Raw genomic sequence first — 16440 nt, forward strand, 5'->3', positions numbered from 1 at the left:
GCACGAAGGCGCGGCACGGGGCGGTCAGCGTGAAACCAGGAAGAAAGGAAACGCCGGAATCAGGCTCGGCAGGGCGGCCCACGCAGGGGCAGCAGGCGCGGCCGCGCGGCCGCTACCACCCGCACGGCCAGCGGTAAAGCCGCGGCGGGGTAGCTGGGCGCGAGGCGGGGCTGCGGCGCCGCGGTGGGGGCCGCCGGCTGGTACGCCACGTCGTAGAACTGCTCTACCTCGCAGTGCTGGTGCTTGGCGCTGAGGTGCGCTTTGCCGGGCTGGCGCGTGCCGGGGCGGGCCACCGGCTCGTCGGTGGTGTGGGCGTGCGGGTGCAACGCCAGTATCCACGCCTCGGGCAGCAAGGTCCGCGTGAGGCAGAGCAGCAGCAGGAGGGCTAAATGGGAACGCAGGGCTTGCACGGTGCAAAGATGAGCGAAAGCCGCAAAAGCTGCTCGAAAAAAAAAGTTGTCAAAAAGCCGGCAACCGGCAATCCGAATGCGGCGCATTTACGTAAGCCCCGCGCCCGGCTTCGGGCCGATGCATACCTGAATTTTGTGATACTCAATACCATTGCCAGCCTTTCCCTCCAGTACGACGAAGCCCTGAGCTTGTTGCGCGTGGAATGGGCCGCCGGCGAAGACATGCGCGCCTTTCGCAGCGCCGCCGAGCAGTTGCTGGAAGTTGTGAACCAGCATAGCGTACGAAATATTTTGCTGGAAATGAATACGTTTCCAGAAATTGCCGTGTACGACCAAGTGTGGCTGGGCGTGGGTTGGATGCCCGCCCTCGTCAAGTTGCCCATCGAGCGCATGGTGCTGGCCATCAACCGCCGGCACGTGCACAACCAGCTGGCCATCGACTCGCTGATTGCGCTGTTTCGCCCGTTCATCAAGTTCGACATTCAGTTCTTTTCGACGGCCGTGCCCGGCCTGCACTGGCTCAGCGACTACTCCAACCGCGTGCCCGGCCTGCTGGCCGAATGGGACGCGGCCCACGGCCGGGGCCCCGCGCATGGCGGCGTGAACGAACCGCGCGCCTTCTATCAAACCGGACTGGAATACTAACGGTTGCCGCCGCTCCGCTGTCAATCTGACAGCGAACCCCTGCTTGGAACGGGCTTTGAATGCCGTGCAGCACACGGCCCGGCACCTCGTGCCCGGTCGTTTCGTCTGCAACCAACCGTTCTTATTCATACCATCATGCAAGAAACCGGCTCCATCTCCATCCACACCGAGAACATCTTCCCCATCATCAAGAAGTTCTTGTATTCCGACCACGAAATCTTCCTGCGGGAATTGGTGTCGAACGCCGTCGACGCCACCCAAAAGCTGAAGAGCTTGGCCCAGTTGGGCGAGTACCAGGGCGACCTAGGCGAGCTGAAAGTGCGCGTGACCGTGGACAAAGAGGCCCGCAAAATCACAATTTCCGACCACGGCCTGGGCATGACGGCCGAGGAAATCAAGAAGTACATCAACCAGATTGCTTTCTCCGGCGCCACCGAGTTTGTGGAGCAGTACAAAGAGAAGGATGCCAACGCCAAAGACCAGATAATCGGACAGTTCGGCCTGGGCTTCTACTCGGCATTCATGGTGGCCAAGGAGGTAGAAATCTGGTCGAAGTCGTATAAAGACGACACCCTGACGGCCCACTGGACCTGCGACGGCAGCACCGAATTCACCCTCGAAGAAACCGAAGGCGAGCACGCCAAAGCCGAGCGCGGCACCGATGTGGTGCTGCACGTGGCCGAAGACTCCGACGAGTTTCTGGAGGAGGCCCGCTTGCGCACCATCCTCACCAAGTACTGCAAGTTCCTGCCCATTCCAATTGAGTTCGAGGGCGAGGTCATCAACCAGACCACGCCCATCTGGACCAAGCAGCCCTCGGAGCTGACCGACGAGGACTACAAGAAGTTCTACCAGGAGCTGTATCCGATGAGCATGGACGAGCCCCTGTTTTGGATTCACCTGAACGTGGACTATCCGTTCAACCTCACTGGCATTCTGTACTTCCCGAAGGTGAAGGACGAGCTGCAGTTCCAGCGCAACAAGATTCAGCTGTATTCCCGCCAGGTGTTTATCACCGACGAGGTGAAGGACGTGGTGCCCGAGTTCCTGATGCTGCTGCACGGCGTCATCGACTCGCCCGACATCCCGCTGAACGTGAGCCGCAGCTTCCTGCAGGCCGACGCGGCGGTGAAGAAAATCAACACCTACATCACCAAGAAGGTGGCCGACCGCCTCAGCAGCCTGTTCAAGCAGGACCGCGCCGGCTACGAGGAAAAATGGTCTGACATCGGCCTGTTTGTGAAGTACGGCATGCTGTCGGACGACAAGTTCTACGACAAGGCCAAAGACTTCGTGCTGCTCAAGAATGTGGACGGCAAGCTTTTCACCATCAATGAGTACACCGAGCACATCCAGGCCAACCAAAAGGACAAGAATGACAACACGGTGGTGCTCTACACCAACGACGCCGAGCACCAGCACAGCTTCGTGGCCGCCGCCCAGGAGCGGGGCTACGACGTGCTGAACTTCGACCAAGTGCTCGACCCGCACTTCGTGGGCCTGCTGGAACAGAAGCTGGAGAAAACCAGCTTCAAGCGTGTGGATGCCGACACGGTGAGCAAGCTCATCGAGAAAGACGGCACCACCGAAAGCGTGCTGAGCGAAGACGACACCAAGAAGCTGGAAGAAACCTTCACCACGGCCATCGCCAACCCGGCAATGCACGTGAAAGTGGCCGCCCTCTCGCCCCAGGACGCGCCCGTGGTCATCACCCAAAACGAGTTCATGCGCCGCATGAAGGACATGCAGCGCACCGGCGGTGGCGGCGGCATGCAGATGTTCGGCGCCTTCCCCGAGTCGTACGACGTGACCGTGAACGCCAACCACCCGCTGGTGAGCAAGGTGCTGGCCGACGGCGGCTCCACGCTCGCCAAGCAGGCGTTTGACTTGGCCCTGCTCTCGCAAGGCCTGTTGAAAGGCGAGGCGCTGACGGCCTTTGTAAAGCGCAGTACCGAACTGCTGTAACGTTCACCTCACCCCCTGACCCCCTCTCCGAAAAAGAGGGGGCACCGGCTTTGCGCCGACGGAGAGTTTAAAAGGAAGAAAGCCTGCTGAAAAGCTGGCTTTCTTCCTTTTAAACTCTTAATCAATATTTCGTTTGCTCAGGACCGGTGCCCCCTCTTTTTTGGAGAGGGGGTCAGGGGGTGAGGTTGCCAGCCGCCGCAGCTCCTTGCCCGTCAGCACCGCCACGCCCTCCGTGCTGGCCAGCCACAGCCGCTGCTGCTTATCTATTTCCAGCAGGACCGGGGTGCCCACGCTGGCCGGCAGCGCCACCGGCACCAAGAGGCGCTTGGGTTCCACCTTGTCCGTAGCCGGGGCGAAGCTGGCGAAACCGGCCGGCTCGTTGGGCAGCAGGAGCAGGCCCTGCGCCGTGGCAAACAGGCGGCCCGTGCCGGCTACGCTGGCCACGCCAAACACTTCATTGCCGGGGCGTCCGATGAACTTCACGGTGGGTAGCTCTTCCTCGGCCGCGCCGCACTGGCCGTTGTTTTCGAACACGCAGATGGCGTCGGACATCACCACCCAGAGGTTGCCGGCGTTGTCGGGCAGCAGCTTTTCCACGATGTTGTCGGGGATTTCGTGGTTGGCCACGCCTTCTTCGTTGTAGCGCGTCCACTCGGCGCCCTGCTTGCGGCTGAGGCCAATGCTGGTGGCAATCCAGACGGAGCTGTCGGCCGTGGCCACGCCGCCGTTGATGGCGGGCGTGTGCAACTCCTGCGTGAAGGCATTGCCGGCCCAGCGAAACACGCCCTGGCCGTTGGCGCCCACCCACATGGCCCCCCGCGCATCGCGGAAAACGGCCGTAATGCCGGGCGCGGCGTCGGGGCCGGGCAGCGGCAATGGGTGCGCTCTAAAAGTGGCTGTGCTCAGGGTTTGCACGCCCGCGCGGGTGCCCAGCCAGAGAGCTGTATCGGCCACGGTTGCGCATTGAATGGGCTGCTCAATTTGGTGCTTGCGCACAAACGCCGCGCCTTCGAGCCGGAACACGCTGCGCTCGGTAACGAGGTAGGTCGTCTTGCCCGCGTGCAGCAGGGCCACCGGTTTTTCGTGGCCGGGCACGGCGTAGTGGGGGCGTGGCCTGGCCAGCGCGGTAGCGGCAAAACCAAGCAGCAACAAGCCCAACAGCAAGGGGCGCAAGGAAGGTGTTTTGACGGAAAAGAACATTGCCCAGGAACGGTTTAACGGTTCGGGCAAAGGTAGATATGGCCCTGCAGGGTGTTGGTTATCTAGGCGTTATCAATGAAGTCGTTCGGCCCCGAATTCTTAATGGAGGCTTGATAGCACAGTAACCCCGGCCTCACGGCCCCCGCTCAATTTTGCGGCCGGTTTATTCCATTCATCAACCCAAACCGGCTTTTATGAAAGCGAAAATGATACTCAGCGGCGGCCTGCTGCTGGCGGCGCTGGCCGGGCAGGAAGCCCGGGCCCAGGCGGCCAACAACAACGTCATCATCTATATCGGCGACGGCTTCGGGCTGGCGCCGAAGACGGCCGCGCGCATGGCCATGGGCCAGGGCACCACCGGCAAGCGCTTCGCCTCCGATGCCGGCTTCCAGGTGCTCAGCCTCGACAAGCTGAAGTACAACGCCACCGTCACCACGCACTCGCTCAACTCCTGGATTACGGACTCGGCCCCGGGCGCTTCGGTGTACGCCTGCGGCAAGCCCGGCAAGCAGGACAACGAGGTGATTTCGCTGAACCCCAGCTCCGGCGCGGCCATCGAAACCATTCTGGAAAACGCCAAGAAGCAGGGCTACGCCGTGGGCCTCGTGAGCACGGCCCGCATCACGCACGCTACGCCGGCCGCCTTCGCCAGCCACATCTGGTTCCGCGACCTGGAAGACTACATCTCGGCCCAATACATTGCCTCGACGCAGGCCCAGTACGAAGCCATTTTCAACAGCAGCCCCACCACCTCGTACCGCTACACGGCGGCCCGCGACTGGGTGTTGCCCACTCCTAAAGTGGGCGTGGAGCTGGACGTGATTCTGGGCGGTGGCGCCCGCCACTTCATGCCCCGCACCCGCACGGCCGCCAGCGCCTACGAAACCATCGTGGACCGCAACGGCGCGGCCATCATCGACCCCGCCACCGGCAACGCCGCCACCCTGCGCGGCAACCGCGCCGACGACGTGGACTTGGTGAGCTACGCCGTGAACCAGCGCAACTACGGCTATGTGAACAGCCGCGACGCCCTCAACAACCTCAACCTGAGCCAGTACGGCGTGGGCGGCAAGAAGCTGCTGGGCTTGTTCAACAGCTCGCACGTGAACTACGAGCAGGACCGCCAGACCAGCGCGCCCTGGGAGCCCTCGCTGGCCGAAATGACCCACATGGCCATCGAGGTACTAAAAGCCAAGAGCAACGGCAAAGGCTTCTTCCTGATGGTGGAAGCCGGCCGCATCGACCACCTGGAGCACGCCAACACCGGCGGCATCACGGTGGTAGCCAACCCCGCCGGCGGCAACCAATACACCGTGGATTCGGACAAGCCCACCTACGCCCCCGGCGGCGGCGAAGCCAACTACACGGCCACGCCCAGCACGGCCCGCACCACCAACGTGTACGCCTCCGACTACATGATTAAGGAGGTGCTGGCTTTCGACTACGCCGTGGCCGAGGGCCGCGCCCTGCTCGGCACCCAATCGACCACTGGCAACACGCTCATTTTTAGCACCTCCGACCACGAGTGCGGCGGCTTCGCCGTGACGGGCCTGCACGACGAGGCCGATGCCCAGCAGAACGGCACCAAAATCCGCACCTACTCGGGCCAAATCACGAAGTCGGTAGCGGCCGAAGCGGGCTACGCCACGCCCACCAACCTGCTGCGCGGCGACGGCGGCACCGGCGGCTGGTTTCCGGACTACGTGATGAACACCTTCCAGGGCAAAGACTATCCCCAGCCGGCCTCGGCCACGGGCAAGCGCATTGTGGTGGCCTACGGCTCAAACCCGCTCACCAACGGCAACGGCACCCGCGCCAGCACCGGCGTGGGCAGCAACCAGGGCGGCACCCCCGGCAACCACACGCCCCAGGACATCTGGGTGGGGGCCGAAGACAACACCAACAACCCCCTGCACGCCGCCGCCATCACTGGCCAGGGCCTGTTGGACAACACGTCCATTACGCCCGTCATGGCCCGCTTCCTGGGCCTCACCAGCTTCTTCAACACCATCACCCTGCGCACCACGCCCGGCAAGGCCGACGAGCTGCAGGGCCTGCAGCTGAGCCCGGTGCCCTTCCTCAATCAGTTCAACGTGGCCTTCACGCTGCCCACTGCCGGCGCCGTCACGGTCGAACTGTTCGACGAGATGGGCCGCCGCGTGCAGAAGGTGGTCACGAACCACAACTTCAGCACCGGCCCCCATTCTGTGGCCGTGGACGGCAGCCGCCTCCGCGCCGGCCTCTACATCGCCGCCGTCACCATGAACGGGCAGGTGGTGAGCAAGCGCACCATCAAGCTGTAGGCTGCCTGGGCCAAACGCCTGGCAAAGCCAGACCGTCATGCCGAGCGTAGTCGAATCATCTCTACTGCAATAGTAATTAGCTACTTGCGCGGTAGGGATGCTTCGACTACGCGCAGCATGACGGTCTTTTTTACAGGCCTACTTCACGTTGCGCGCCACCACAAACATCCGGTCGCCAAATCGACCCGTCAGCTTGTTCAGGTAGTACGTCGGGTATTGGCCGGCCAGCTTGCTCACTTTCTCCACCATGCTGCCGCCCAGCCGAATGTTCTTCGGCGGCTTCACGGGGTTCAGCAGTTCCACCACTTCAAAGCCCTGCTTCTTGAGCATTTTGGTGATGGTAGCGGGGGTGAACTCGAACAAGTGGTAGGGCGGAATGTCCATCTTGCGTTCCTTGCCGAGCACGCCATAAGCGGCAAAGCCCAGGCGCACGGTGGGCAGGTTGAGCGTGGCGGGCAGGGCCAGCACCAGCAGCCCGCCCGGCTCCAGAATGCGGTGAAACTTGGCCAGCGTAGCGGCGGGCGAGAGCAAGTGCTCCAGCACGTCGCCCATGTAGGCGAGGTCGAACTGGTTTTCGTGGAAGTCCTCGGTGGTTTCGATGTTGCCCGTCACCACGGGCAGGTGCAGCTCGCGGCGGGCGAAGTCGGCCGCGTGCTCCGATATTTCGAGACCGTGGCTTTCCCAGCCCATGGCTTCCAGGCTTTTGAGGGTATAGCCGGGGCCGCAGCCCACCTCCAGGTAGCGGAACTTGCGGCCGGGGTACTTGGCCAGAATGTAATTGGTGAACTTGTCGGGCCGGAGCTGGTTTAGTACTTCCTGCTTCTGGCCTTCCTCAATGAACACCACGTCCTGCTGGGTGCGGTCGTAGTTGGGGCGCTCCGTGAAATAGTCCTTGCCGTAGAGCCGTTCCAGCTGCGCCGGCGTGGGCTGCGGGTCCAGAAACATCAGGTCGCAGGCGCGGCATTGGGTGCCTTGCAGCCGTTGGCCTTCAAATTCGTAATAGAAAGGCAGCTTCTTAAAATCGGAGCTGCCGCACAAGTCACAGGTACGCATGACGCAAAGGTAGAGACGCATATTTGCGTCTCGGCGTCTGGGACAGTTGATGTCCAGGGGAGCGGGCCTGTTTATCGTTCAACGACAAGACGCGCACACGCGTCGCCACATCATATGCTCGACGTTCTCATCATCGGGGCCGGCCCCGTGGGCCTGGCTTGCGCCCTCGAAGCCCAGCGCAAAGGCCTGCGCGTAACCATCGTGGAAAAGGGCGCGCTGGTGAATTCCATCATCGGCTACCCCACCAACATGGAATTCTTTTCCACCCCCGAACTGCTCGAAATCGGCGGCTATCCCTTCCCGGTGTCGCACTACAAGCCCCTGCGCGAAGACGCCCTGGACTACTACCAGCGCGTGGCCCGCAGCGAAAACATTCCCCTGCGCCTCTACGAACGGGTGCTGAGCCTGCGCGGCGAGCAGGGTAATTTCACGGTGACCACCGACAAGGGCGAAATCCAGACCCGCAACGTCATCGTGGCCACGGGCTTCTACGACCTGCCCAACCCGCTCGACGTGCCCGGCGAAGACCTGCCCCACGTCAAGCATTACTACAAAGAGCCCTACGAGCACGTGGGCCAGCACGTCGTCGTCATCGGGGCCAAAAATTCCTCGGCCAAAGCCGCCCTGCAGCTCACGCGCGCCGGGGCCCAGGTCACGCTCGTGGTGCGCGGCCCGGAGGTTAGCCCGTCGGTGAAGTATTGGATTCGGCCCGACCTCGTCAACCGCATTGCCGAAGGCCGCATCACCGCGCATTTCAACACCTGCGTCACCGCCATCACGCCCGAGGCCGTGGAGGTGCGCACGCCCGACGGGCCGCTCACCATCCCGGCGCAGTTCGTGTACGCCCTCACCGGCTACCACCCCGACGAGGCCCTGCTCGGCCGCCTCGGCGTGGAGCCCGACCCCCAGGACGAGGCCCGCGCCCCGCTCTTCGACCCCGCCACCCACGAAACCACGCAGCCCGGCGTGTTCGTGGCCGGCACCGTGTGCGGCGGCCGCGCCACCAGCCGCTGGTTCATCGAGAACGGCCGGCACCACGCCCAACTCATTGCCGCGCATCTGGCGGGGCACGCAGTGAGCTTGCCCCGCTGATGCCCAAACAAAAGCGCCTTCCCCGGTCGGAGAAGGCGCTTTTATTTGGGCCATGTTTTCGCAGATGACTACGGGAACACCACGCCGCGGTAGTTGTTGGCGTTCACGCCCTGGAACGTGCTGCCGTACTTGGCGTTGATGACTCGCAACATCTCGTTGGCAATCACGGCGTAGCCGCGGGGGGTGGGGTGCACGCCGTCGAGGCTGAACAGGTTGCCCGAGAGGTACCCGGCCGTGTTATTCACGGCGTTGGTGGCAAAGCCACTGGCGGCCACCGACCGGAAGAAAATGTTGGCGTCGAAAATGGCGAGGTTGCGGGCGTTGGCTTCCGTGGTCAGGGTCGTGTTGAACGCGTTGGTCGTGCTCACGATGCTGGCTTGCTCGGTGGGGTCCAACACCAGCGTGCTGGGGAAGGGGTTGGCGGGGTCCTGCCCAAAGGCCTTCGTGGTGTCGATGGCTAAGCCGCCGAGTGCTGCCGGGCCCAGAAACTGCGCCAGCGTGTAGGTCGGGGGCAGGTTGGGGCGCGCCTGCTGGTAGAAGTCGCGCCAGTACTTGCCGGTAGCCCGGCCGTAAAGCGAGAGGTAGGGCGAGGCGGTCAGCGTCAGCAAGAGGTTGCCGGCTGTGCCGGGCGCGTTGCCAATGTCGGAGAGCTTGGCGGTGAGGACGCGGGTGTTGGGCTGGCCCGGAGCGAGCAGGCCGGTGGTGTAAATGAACGGCGCCACGGTCACGGGCGTGTTGTTCAGGGCCAGGTTGGCCCGGAACGAAGGGCCCACCGTGGTGAAGAACGGAATGTTCGTCACGTCCGGAATGGTGGCCACCACGCCTTTGGCGCCGCCAGCGGTCAGGGCGTCGAGCACCAATTTAGTATTGGCGGTAAAGGTAGCAGCAGGCGTCACGGAGTTGGCGGCAGCGCCCGCCGTGGCAAACCCCAGCACGTCGTTGTTGCCCAGCCATTCGGTAAAGAACGTGGGCTTGATGGAAGCCACCGTGCGCTTCACGCGGTCGAGGTAGCTCTCGTTGCTGCCGTCGGGCGTAATGCGCTCAAAATAGGCGTTAAACACCGGCGTGGGAGCCGCGAACGTGCCGCCCGTCGAGGCCGAGTTGCCGAAGCCAGCCGTTGTAATGTCCGACATCCGAATGCCGTCAATCCCCAGGTTGTTGATGTCAGACAAGTCCTTGGTGTAGAGCGGCTGCGGGCGGGGCAGGGGGCTCGTGCGGGTGGGCACCGCGCCACGAATGGCGAGGTTGGTCGTCACGCTGGCCGTGATGGGCGCGGGCAGCGAAGTGGCCGTAGCCGGCGTGAACCCCGCCAGACGCAGGTAGCCCGAGCCGTTGGACTGGGTTTCGCTGAACAGGGCCTGCAGGAATGTGCCGCCGCCTACCAGCGCAAACTGGCTGGCCAGAATGTTGGGGTACGAATTCAGCTGCGACTCGCGGTACTGGCCGCCATCGGCGGTGCCGCCCGTGAGCGAGTTGCCCACCGAGACGTACCGGGAAAAGTCGGCCGAGCCCGCCGAAACTTTCGGGGCGTCAATGTCGGGCTGGCAGCCCGCCAGTCCCAGGCCCAGCAAGCCAAGTACCGGTGCCGAACGTTTGATAAACAATTTCATAAGAGCAAAGACTGAGGTTCGGGTGGGAAATTAAAACTTGTAGTGCAGGCCGATGCCGGGGATGTAGGCATTGGTGCGGAAGGTGCCGGCCACGCGGTCGGTGGTGCCCAGGTTCAGCAAGTCCTGCTGGGTCTGGGTGCGCTTCACCAAGGCTTCGAACAGGAAGGAGGCGTCCACGCCCAGCTTCTCGGTCACTTGGTAGGAGAGGCCCAGCGTGCCAATGGCGCGGTCGGCGTCGGGGGTTTCGGGGGTCACGAAGCCGTCGCGCACGGCCGAGAAGTCGTAGGAAGCGCCGGCGCGCACGGCCAGCTTGTCGCTCACCATGTACTGGCCGCCCACGCGGAAGGCCAGGGCGTCTTGGTAGTTGCGCTTGGAAGTGCTGGTGGCGCTGCCGCCCACCACGCCCGTGCCGCCGTTGTCGCTGCTGAAGGCGAAATCGAGGGTGCGGTACTGGCTCCAGAAGGTCAGGGCGGCGTCGACGCCCAGGGTCAGCTTGTCGGTCGGGTTGATGCCGATGCCGATGCTGGCCACGGCCGGCAAGGGCAGCGTAGCGGCAAACTTGTTGGCCGTGAACGACGGGTTCACGATGCCGGCGCTGGCGCCCGTGGGCAGGCCGGTGTAGGTGATGCTGCCGTTTTCAACCTTGGCGTCAATCTGCGAGCGGTAGCTCACGCCCACGCCCAGCTTGTCGGAAGGCTTGAAGAAAATGCCGGCGTTGTAGCCAAACTGCGTCTTGGCCTTGCCGTCGAGTTCGATGTGGCCGGGGCCGGTGGGCAGGGGCAGGTCCTTCTGCAGGTTCACCGAACCGTAGGCCAAAATCATGAGGCCCGCGCCCACGCTCAGCTGCGGCGTGATGGCGTAAGAAAAGGTGGGCTGCACGTACACCGCCTTCAGGTCGATTTCGGTGAGGGCGTAGCGGCCTTCCCAGCCGTCGGCGTACTTCACTTTGTTGCCGTAGGGCGTGTACACGGCTAAGCCAAACTTGTACTTGGCGTCTTTGGGGCCGAAGCCGGCGTAGAAGTTGAAAGGCGTCACCACGCTGTTTTGGAGGGCTCGCTGGTCGCCGCCGTTTTCGCTGCGGAAGCTGATGCGCGCCAAAGCGGCGTTCACGCCGAACTGCACGCCATTTTCGCGCACCAGGGCCAAGGCCCCGGGGTTGTAGAACATGGCCGCTTGGTCGAGCGACAAGCCCACGCCGACGCCGCCCATGCCGATATTTTTCTGTCCGCCCAGGTTTACCTGAAAGCCGCTGGCCGACGCCGCCGACGCACTGGCTAGCAGCGCACCTCCCGCGAGGAGTAGTGTTTTTACCGTCATATAAATTAAAATTTGGGGTGGGGTTATTTGAGAGGCTAAAAGTAGCGGAAAAATTCAAGTCAATTGTTAGGCAAGCCGACTGATTTTGGCGTTGCATTCGTTTATTTCCCGGGTTCGGCCGCCGTGCCGCAAGCCCCTACCTTTGCTGTATGATTCTTCGCGCCGACCACCTCATCAAAAAATACAAAGCCCGCACCGTCGTCAACGACATGTCGGTGACCGTGGAGCAGGGCGAAATCGTGGGCCTGCTCGGGCCCAACGGCGCCGGCAAAACCACCTGCTTCTACATGATGGTGGGCATGGTGAAGCCCAACGCCGGCCGCATCTTCCTCGACGACACCGAAATCACGACCATGCCCATCTACCAGCGGGCCCGGCTGGGCGTGGGCTACCTGGCCCAGGAAGCCAGCGTGTTCCGCGACCTGAGCGTGGAGGAAAACATCATGGCCGTGCTCGAAATGACCAAGCTCAAGAAAGAAGCCCGCCAGGCCAAGGTGGAAGAACTGCTCGAAGAGTTCAGCTTGGGGCACGTGCGCAAGAACCTGGGCAAGGTGCTGAGCGGCGGCGAGCGCCGCCGCACCGAAATCGCCCGCGCGCTGGCCGTCGACCCCAAGTTCGTGCTGCTCGACGAGCCGTTCGCGGGCGTCGACCCCATTGCCACCGAAGAAATCCAGGGCATTGTGGCCAAGCTCAAGCACCGCGGCATCGGCGTGCTCATCACCGACCACGACGTGAACGCCACCCTCAACATCGTGGACCGTGCCTACCTGCTTTTCGAAGGCAAGCTGTTGAAAGCCGGCACCGCCGAAGAGCTGGCCGGCGACGAAACCGTGCGCCGCGTGTACTTGGGCAAGAATTTCGAGCTCAAGCGCACGTTCTAAACGGCTAACGGAGTAGACGCGAAAGAACGTAAGGCCACCACCTATTTCCGCCCACTTGCCTATGCTCGACCAGCTACTCGCCAGCGCCGTTCAATGGAGCAGCCTGCCCCGGCTGGCCCGCGTGCGCGAGCAGCCCGACGCCCTGCAGGCCCGGCTGCTCACGCACCTGCTGAGCCGGGCCAACGCCACCGAGTGGGGCCGGCGCTATGGTTTCCGCGAGCACCTGTCGGCCGCGGAGTTTGGCCGGCGCGTGCCCGTGAGCACCTACGAGCAACTGTACCCCGAGTTGGAAAAGGTGCTGCGCGGCGCTCCCGATGTGCTGTGGCCCGGCCGGCCGCGCTGGTTTGCCAAGAGCAGCGGCACCACCAATGCCCGCAGCAAGTTCATCCCCGTCACGGTCGAGGCCCTGCACGAATGCCACTACCGCGCCGGCCGCGACATGCTGGCCCTGAGCACGCACTTTTACCCCCAGGAGCGGCTACTGGCCGGCAAAACGCTTTCGCTGGGCGGCGCCCACGCCGCCAACCCCTTCCGGCCGCAGGAGCCCGCCTCGCGGGCCGGCGACGTGTCGGCCGTCATCATGCAGCAGTTGCCGTGGTGGGCCGAGCAGCTGCGCACGCCACCGCTCCGGCTGGCGCTGCTAGACGAGTGGGAAGAAAAAATTGAGCGCATAGCCCGGCACGTGCTCCACCAAGACGTGCGCACCCTGGCCGGCGTGCCCACCTGGATGGTGGTGCTGCTGCGCCGCGTGGTGGCCCTGGCCGGCGCCGACAACATCACGGAGGTGTGGCCGCGGCTGCGCCTGTTCCTGCACGGCGCCGTGGCGTTTGGGCCCTACCGTGAGCTGTTTCGGCAGCTCATCCCCGATGCGCGCATGCGCTACCTCGAAATCTACAACGCCTCCGAAGGCTATTTTGCCCTGCAGGACCAGCCCGACAGTGAGGACCTGCTGCTGCTGCTCGACCACGGCATCTACTACGAGTTTCTGCCCGCCGACCAGTGGGAGGCGCCCAACCCCCGCCCCGTGCCGCTGGCCGAAGTAGAAATGAACCGGGCCTACGCATTGGTTATCAGCACCAACGCGGGCTTGTGGCGCTACCTCGTGGGCGATACAGTGCGCTTCACCTCGCTGGCGCCCTATCGGGTGCGCATCACCGGGCGCACCAAGCATTTTCTCAATGCGTTTGGCGAGGAAGTGGTTATCGAGAACGCCGAAGCTGCGGTGGCCGCTGCCTGCCGGGCCACCGGCGCCGCCGTGCGCGATTTCACCGTGGCCCCGGTGTGGTTCGCAGCCGACAACGCCGCTTCGCGCGGCGGGCACGAATGGGCCGTGGAGTTCGCCCCCGGCCCCAACCGGCCCGACCTGGCCCGCTTCGGGGCCGTGCTCGACGCCACCCTCTGCGAATTGAATTCCGATTACGCCGCCAAGCGCCACCGCAGCCTGGCGCTGGCCCCGCCGCAGCTGCGAGCCGTGCCCACCGGCACTTTCGAGGCGTGGCTGGGCAGCCAGGGCAAGCTGGGCGGGCAGCACAAGGTGCCGCGCCTGCTCAACACCCGCGACGTGCTCGATGCCGTTTTGCAAACGGCCGCGGCCACAGCTGAAGCGGGGCGTTAACTGCTTGCTGGTGAAACCGGCAGCGCCAACTGGCAGAGAAAAAACAGGCGTTTAGCGAGGATAAAGCAACATTCAGGCGACTAAATATGGCTCGGTGAACGATAATAATGCAAAAAGCGGTAATATTACCGTAACGTTCATGCCTATGTCCTATACTACTCAAGCACCTGCAGCCAAGAAATCGGCTTATCAGCGCCCGTATAAAACGCGCAGCCAACGCCGCATGGCCGACCGCCGCAAGCACGACGAAACCGCCGATTTTAAGTTCCTGGTAAGGGTGGCCGTGGGCATTGGCCTGCTGCTGCTGCTGGCGGTGGGCTTCGCCATTAAGGGCATGGCCGACAGCAGCGACGCCGCCGCGCCCGTGGCGCTGACGACGCGTGGCCTCCCGGCCGCCGCGTAGGCGCTTGCGCCCCCGCGCTATTCGTCCAGCATGTTGCCCAGCAGGCCGCCCAGCACGCCGCCGCTTTCCTTCTGGGCGTTGCCGCCGCCGGGCGCCAGGGCACGGATGAGCTTTTTGACGGGCATGGACTGCAGCCACACGCGGCCCGTGCCTTGCAGCGTGGCCAGCAGCAGGCCCTCGCCCCCAAAAATCATGGACTTGAGGCCGCCGGCCCGGGCCACGCTAAAATCGATGCTGGGCTCAAAAGCCACCACGCAGCCCGTGTCCACGCGCAGCAGCTCGTTGTTCAGCTTTTTCTCGATGATGGTGCCCCCGGCGTGCACGAAGGCCTTGCCGTCGCCGGTCAGCTTCTGCAGGATAAAGCCCTCACCGCCAAACAGGCCGGCCCCGAATTTCTGGTTGAAGTGCAGGCTGATTTTGGTGCCCCGCGCCGCGGCCAGAAAGCCGTCTTTCTGCACAATGAGGCCGGCGGGCATGTCGCGCAGGTTGATGGGAATAATGGTGCCGGGGTAGGGGGCCGAAAACGCCACCCGGCTTTTGCCGTAGCCGCCCCGGTGCGTGAAGTGCGTGAGGAACAGCGACTCGCCGGTAATCAGGCGCGTGCCGGCCGAGAACAGTTTGCCCATAAAGCCCTGGTCGGGCTCGGAGCCGTCGCCCATTTTGGTTTCGAAGGCGATGCCTTCTTCCATGTACACCATGGCCCCGGCCTCGGCAATAACGGTTTCGTTGGGGTCGAGCTCTACTTCGAGCACTTGAATGTCGGAGCCGAGGATGCGGTAATCAACGTCGTGGGAGGTCATGGCGCAAAAGCAGAAAGGGTGATGCGGCCAAAGATAGGCGTCGGCTCAAATTCCGGCTTTTCAAAAAATCGGCGGGGGAACAATATTTTGAATTTGCTGCGTTGAGAAAGCAACGTCAACTAACTTTATAGTTGTTGCTAACCCTTTCGCCACATGTACCTTTCTCGCTTGCTGCTGCTGTTCGGTCTCGCTGTTCTTCTGCATGCCTGCGCCGGGGCACGCGGCTTTTGGAATCCCAACCGTTCGGACCGCCACGGCCTGGCCCGGGGCCGCTGGCGCACCTACCACGACGACGCCAAAAAGCAGCTGTTCACCAGCGGCCAGTACCGCCACGGGCGACCGGTGCGCACGTTTCGCTATTTCTCGGCCACGGGGGCGCTCGAGCGCTCCGAGGTGTACGGGCGCGACGGGCTGTGCGAAGTCACTTATTGGCACCCCGACGGCAAAGTGGCACGGCGCGGCACCGCGCAGTGGGTCACGGGCCAGGGCAAGGCCCCGCGCTTCTATTGGTACGGCCCCTGGACAAGCTACGACCCCGCCGGCCAGGTTACCGACGTGCAAACTTATATCGACGGCACCATCACGCGCGCCGAGAAGTACGAAGACGGCAAGCTCACGCAGGTCGAAACCTACGAAGGCAATAAAACCACCCGTACAGAATCGTACCAGGACGGCCAGCTCATCCGGGTCGAGACCTTTGAGAAAGGCCTGCGCACGGGCAACACCAATACCTTGTAGCGCGGCCGTCTATTCGTCCAGCGGCAGCTCGCCGCGCGTTTCGGCGGCTTCCTTGTCGGGGTCGCCCACGGCTTTTTTGCGTTTGGCCTCGCGGCTGGTGCGCCGCATAAACTCTTCGTCCGTCTCTTCGGGCTCGGGCGCGTGCTCGGCGTCGGCAATGGGGAACGCCTCGTCCTCGGTTTCGTCGGGGCCCGGCTTCTCGCCAAACTGGCCGGCGCGGTCCACCAGCTTTTTGTCGCGCACGTGCCGGCCCAGAAACTGGTTGATTTGCTCGATGCTGTAGTTGGAGGTGATTTCCCCGAGCGGGTTCACCCCGATTTCGAAGCCTTCAAGCTCCTTGTGAACGCGGGCCTTTTTGTCGGGGTCGGCGGCTTTCTTCGGTTTGACGGGTTTTTTGGCCATAACGGA

General features: G+C 63.4%; 15 protein-coding genes. 8 read left to right on the forward strand and 7 right to left on the reverse strand.

The window, feature by feature from the left end; all coding sequences use genetic code 11:
* Positions 1 to 59 precede the first annotated feature (59 nt).
* Positions 60 to 410 (reverse strand): hypothetical protein, encoded by a 351-nt coding sequence (locus tag IC234_RS15690; RefSeq protein WP_190926389.1) that lies wholly within the window; start codon positions 408 to 410, stop codon positions 60 to 62.
* Positions 411 to 545: 135 nt separating this feature from the next.
* Here IC234_RS15690 and IC234_RS15695 point away from each other — a divergent pair, with 135 nt between their 5' ends.
* Together IC234_RS15695 and htpG are read left to right on the forward strand one after the other, a co-directional pair.
* Positions 546 to 1055, forward strand: a complete 510-nt coding sequence (locus tag IC234_RS15695; protein WP_190926392.1) for a hypothetical protein — start codon at positions 546 to 548, stop codon at positions 1053 to 1055.
* A gap of 135 nt (positions 1056 to 1190) precedes the next feature.
* Positions 1191 to 3020, forward strand: a complete 1830-nt coding sequence (htpG, locus tag IC234_RS15700) for a molecular chaperone HtpG (protein ID WP_190926394.1) — start codon at positions 1191 to 1193, stop codon at positions 3018 to 3020.
* Positions 3021 to 3137: 117 nt separating this feature from the next.
* On the opposite strand, the gene IC234_RS15705 is transcribed toward htpG, so the two are convergent.
* On the reverse strand, positions 3138 to 4220 hold the full coding sequence (locus IC234_RS15705) for a ligand-binding sensor domain-containing protein (RefSeq protein ID WP_190926397.1): 1083 nt from the start codon (positions 4218 to 4220) through the stop codon (positions 3138 to 3140).
* Between the two features lie 194 nt (positions 4221 to 4414).
* On the opposite strand from IC234_RS15705, the gene IC234_RS22210 reads away from it, so the two are divergent.
* Positions 4415 to 6523: an alkaline phosphatase gene (locus IC234_RS22210; RefSeq protein ID WP_190926399.1), complete on the forward strand. Its 2109-nt coding sequence runs from the start codon at positions 4415 to 4417 to the stop codon at positions 6521 to 6523.
* Positions 6524 to 6661: 138 nt separating this feature from the next.
* On the opposite strand, the gene IC234_RS15715 is transcribed toward IC234_RS22210, so the two are convergent.
* Positions 6662 to 7576, reverse strand: coding sequence for a class I SAM-dependent methyltransferase (locus IC234_RS15715; protein ID WP_190926401.1), 915 nt, complete (start codon positions 7574 to 7576; stop codon positions 6662 to 6664).
* A gap of 114 nt (positions 7577 to 7690) precedes the next feature.
* Here IC234_RS15715 and IC234_RS15720 point away from each other — a divergent pair, with 114 nt between their 5' ends.
* Positions 7691 to 8668 carry a YpdA family putative bacillithiol disulfide reductase gene (locus IC234_RS15720; RefSeq protein ID WP_190926403.1) on the forward strand — a complete coding sequence of 326 codons (978 nt, stop codon included), beginning with the start codon at positions 7691 to 7693 and terminating at the stop codon, positions 8666 to 8668.
* Between the two features lie 68 nt (positions 8669 to 8736).
* Here the strand turns inward: IC234_RS15720 and IC234_RS15725 are convergent, their stop codons facing one another.
* Both IC234_RS15725 and IC234_RS15730 read right to left on the reverse strand, forming a co-directional pair.
* Positions 8737 to 10278 carry an SGNH/GDSL hydrolase family protein gene (locus IC234_RS15725; protein WP_190926405.1) on the reverse strand — a complete coding sequence of 514 codons (1542 nt, stop codon included), beginning with the start codon at positions 10276 to 10278 and terminating at the stop codon, positions 8737 to 8739.
* Between the two features lie 30 nt (positions 10279 to 10308).
* Complete coding sequence (locus IC234_RS15730; protein WP_190926407.1) at positions 10309 to 11595, reverse strand: OmpP1/FadL family transporter; 1287 nt, start codon at positions 11593 to 11595, stop codon at positions 10309 to 10311.
* A gap of 149 nt (positions 11596 to 11744) precedes the next feature.
* On the opposite strand from IC234_RS15730, the gene lptB reads away from it, so the two are divergent.
* The 3 genes from lptB to IC234_RS15745 all read left to right on the forward strand — a co-directional run bounded on the left by lptB (position 11745) and on the right by IC234_RS15745 (position 14494).
* Positions 11745 to 12476, forward strand: coding sequence for an LPS export ABC transporter ATP-binding protein (gene lptB / locus IC234_RS15735; RefSeq protein ID WP_190926409.1), 732 nt, complete (start codon positions 11745 to 11747; stop codon positions 12474 to 12476).
* Positions 12477 to 12537: 61 nt separating this feature from the next.
* Positions 12538 to 14091 (forward strand): GH3 auxin-responsive promoter family protein, encoded by a 1554-nt coding sequence (locus IC234_RS15740; RefSeq protein WP_190926411.1) that lies wholly within the window; start codon positions 12538 to 12540, stop codon positions 14089 to 14091.
* A gap of 145 nt (positions 14092 to 14236) precedes the next feature.
* On the forward strand, positions 14237 to 14494 hold the full coding sequence (locus IC234_RS15745; RefSeq protein ID WP_190926413.1) for a hypothetical protein: 258 nt from the start codon (positions 14237 to 14239) through the stop codon (positions 14492 to 14494).
* Positions 14495 to 14511: 17 nt separating this feature from the next.
* Here IC234_RS15745 and IC234_RS15750 read toward each other — a convergent pair whose 3' ends face one another.
* Positions 14512 to 15294 (reverse strand): TIGR00266 family protein, encoded by a 783-nt coding sequence (locus IC234_RS15750; RefSeq protein ID WP_190926415.1) that lies wholly within the window; start codon positions 15292 to 15294, stop codon positions 14512 to 14514.
* 153 nt (positions 15295 to 15447) lie between these two features.
* On the opposite strand from IC234_RS15750, the gene IC234_RS15755 reads away from it, so the two are divergent.
* Positions 15448 to 16032: a toxin-antitoxin system YwqK family antitoxin gene (locus IC234_RS15755; protein ID WP_190926417.1), complete on the forward strand. Its 585-nt coding sequence runs from the start codon at positions 15448 to 15450 to the stop codon at positions 16030 to 16032.
* 9 nt (positions 16033 to 16041) lie between these two features.
* Here the strand turns inward: IC234_RS15755 and IC234_RS15760 are convergent, their stop codons facing one another.
* Positions 16042 to 16434 (reverse strand): hypothetical protein, encoded by a 393-nt coding sequence (locus IC234_RS15760; RefSeq protein WP_190926419.1) that lies wholly within the window; start codon positions 16432 to 16434, stop codon positions 16042 to 16044.
* Positions 16435 to 16440: the final 6 nt, after the last annotated feature.

The organism is Hymenobacter armeniacus (assembly GCF_014699055.1).
In the GTDB taxonomy this organism is placed as follows: Bacteria; Bacteroidota; Bacteroidia; order Cytophagales; family Hymenobacteraceae; genus Hymenobacter; species Hymenobacter armeniacus.

Bases quoted from the DNA above. Each gene is read 5' to 3' on its own strand.
- IC234_RS15725 (WP_190926405.1), bottom strand. From the start codon at position 10,278: ATGAAATTGTTTATCAAACGTTCGGCACCGGTACTTGGCTTGCTGGGC.
- IC234_RS15750 (WP_190926415.1), bottom strand. From the start codon at position 15,294: ATGACCTCCCACGACGTTGATTACCGCATCCTCGGCTCCGACATTCAA.
- htpG (WP_190926394.1), top strand. From the start codon at position 1,191: ATGCAAGAAACCGGCTCCATCTCCATCCACACCGAGAACATCTTCCCC.
- IC234_RS15760 (WP_190926419.1), bottom strand. From the start codon at position 16,434: ATGGCCAAAAAACCCGTCAAACCGAAGAAAGCCGCCGACCCCGACAAA.
- IC234_RS15715 (WP_190926401.1), bottom strand. From the start codon at position 7,576: ATGCGTACCTGTGACTTGTGCGGCAGCTCCGATTTTAAGAAGCTGCCT.
- IC234_RS15705 (WP_190926397.1), bottom strand. From the start codon at position 4,220: ATGTTCTTTTCCGTCAAAACACCTTCCTTGCGCCCCTTGCTGTTGGGC.
- IC234_RS15755 (WP_190926417.1), top strand. From the start codon at position 15,448: ATGTACCTTTCTCGCTTGCTGCTGCTGTTCGGTCTCGCTGTTCTTCTG.
- lptB (WP_190926409.1), top strand. From the start codon at position 11,745: ATGATTCTTCGCGCCGACCACCTCATCAAAAAATACAAAGCCCGCACC.
- IC234_RS15730 (WP_190926407.1), bottom strand. From the start codon at position 11,595: ATGACGGTAAAAACACTACTCCTCGCGGGAGGTGCGCTGCTAGCCAGT.
- IC234_RS15745 (WP_190926413.1), top strand. From the start codon at position 14,237: ATGTCCTATACTACTCAAGCACCTGCAGCCAAGAAATCGGCTTATCAG.
- IC234_RS15740 (WP_190926411.1), top strand. From the start codon at position 12,538: ATGCTCGACCAGCTACTCGCCAGCGCCGTTCAATGGAGCAGCCTGCCC.
- IC234_RS15720 (WP_190926403.1), top strand. From the start codon at position 7,691: ATGCTCGACGTTCTCATCATCGGGGCCGGCCCCGTGGGCCTGGCTTGC.
- IC234_RS22210 (WP_190926399.1), top strand. From the start codon at position 4,415: ATGAAAGCGAAAATGATACTCAGCGGCGGCCTGCTGCTGGCGGCGCTG.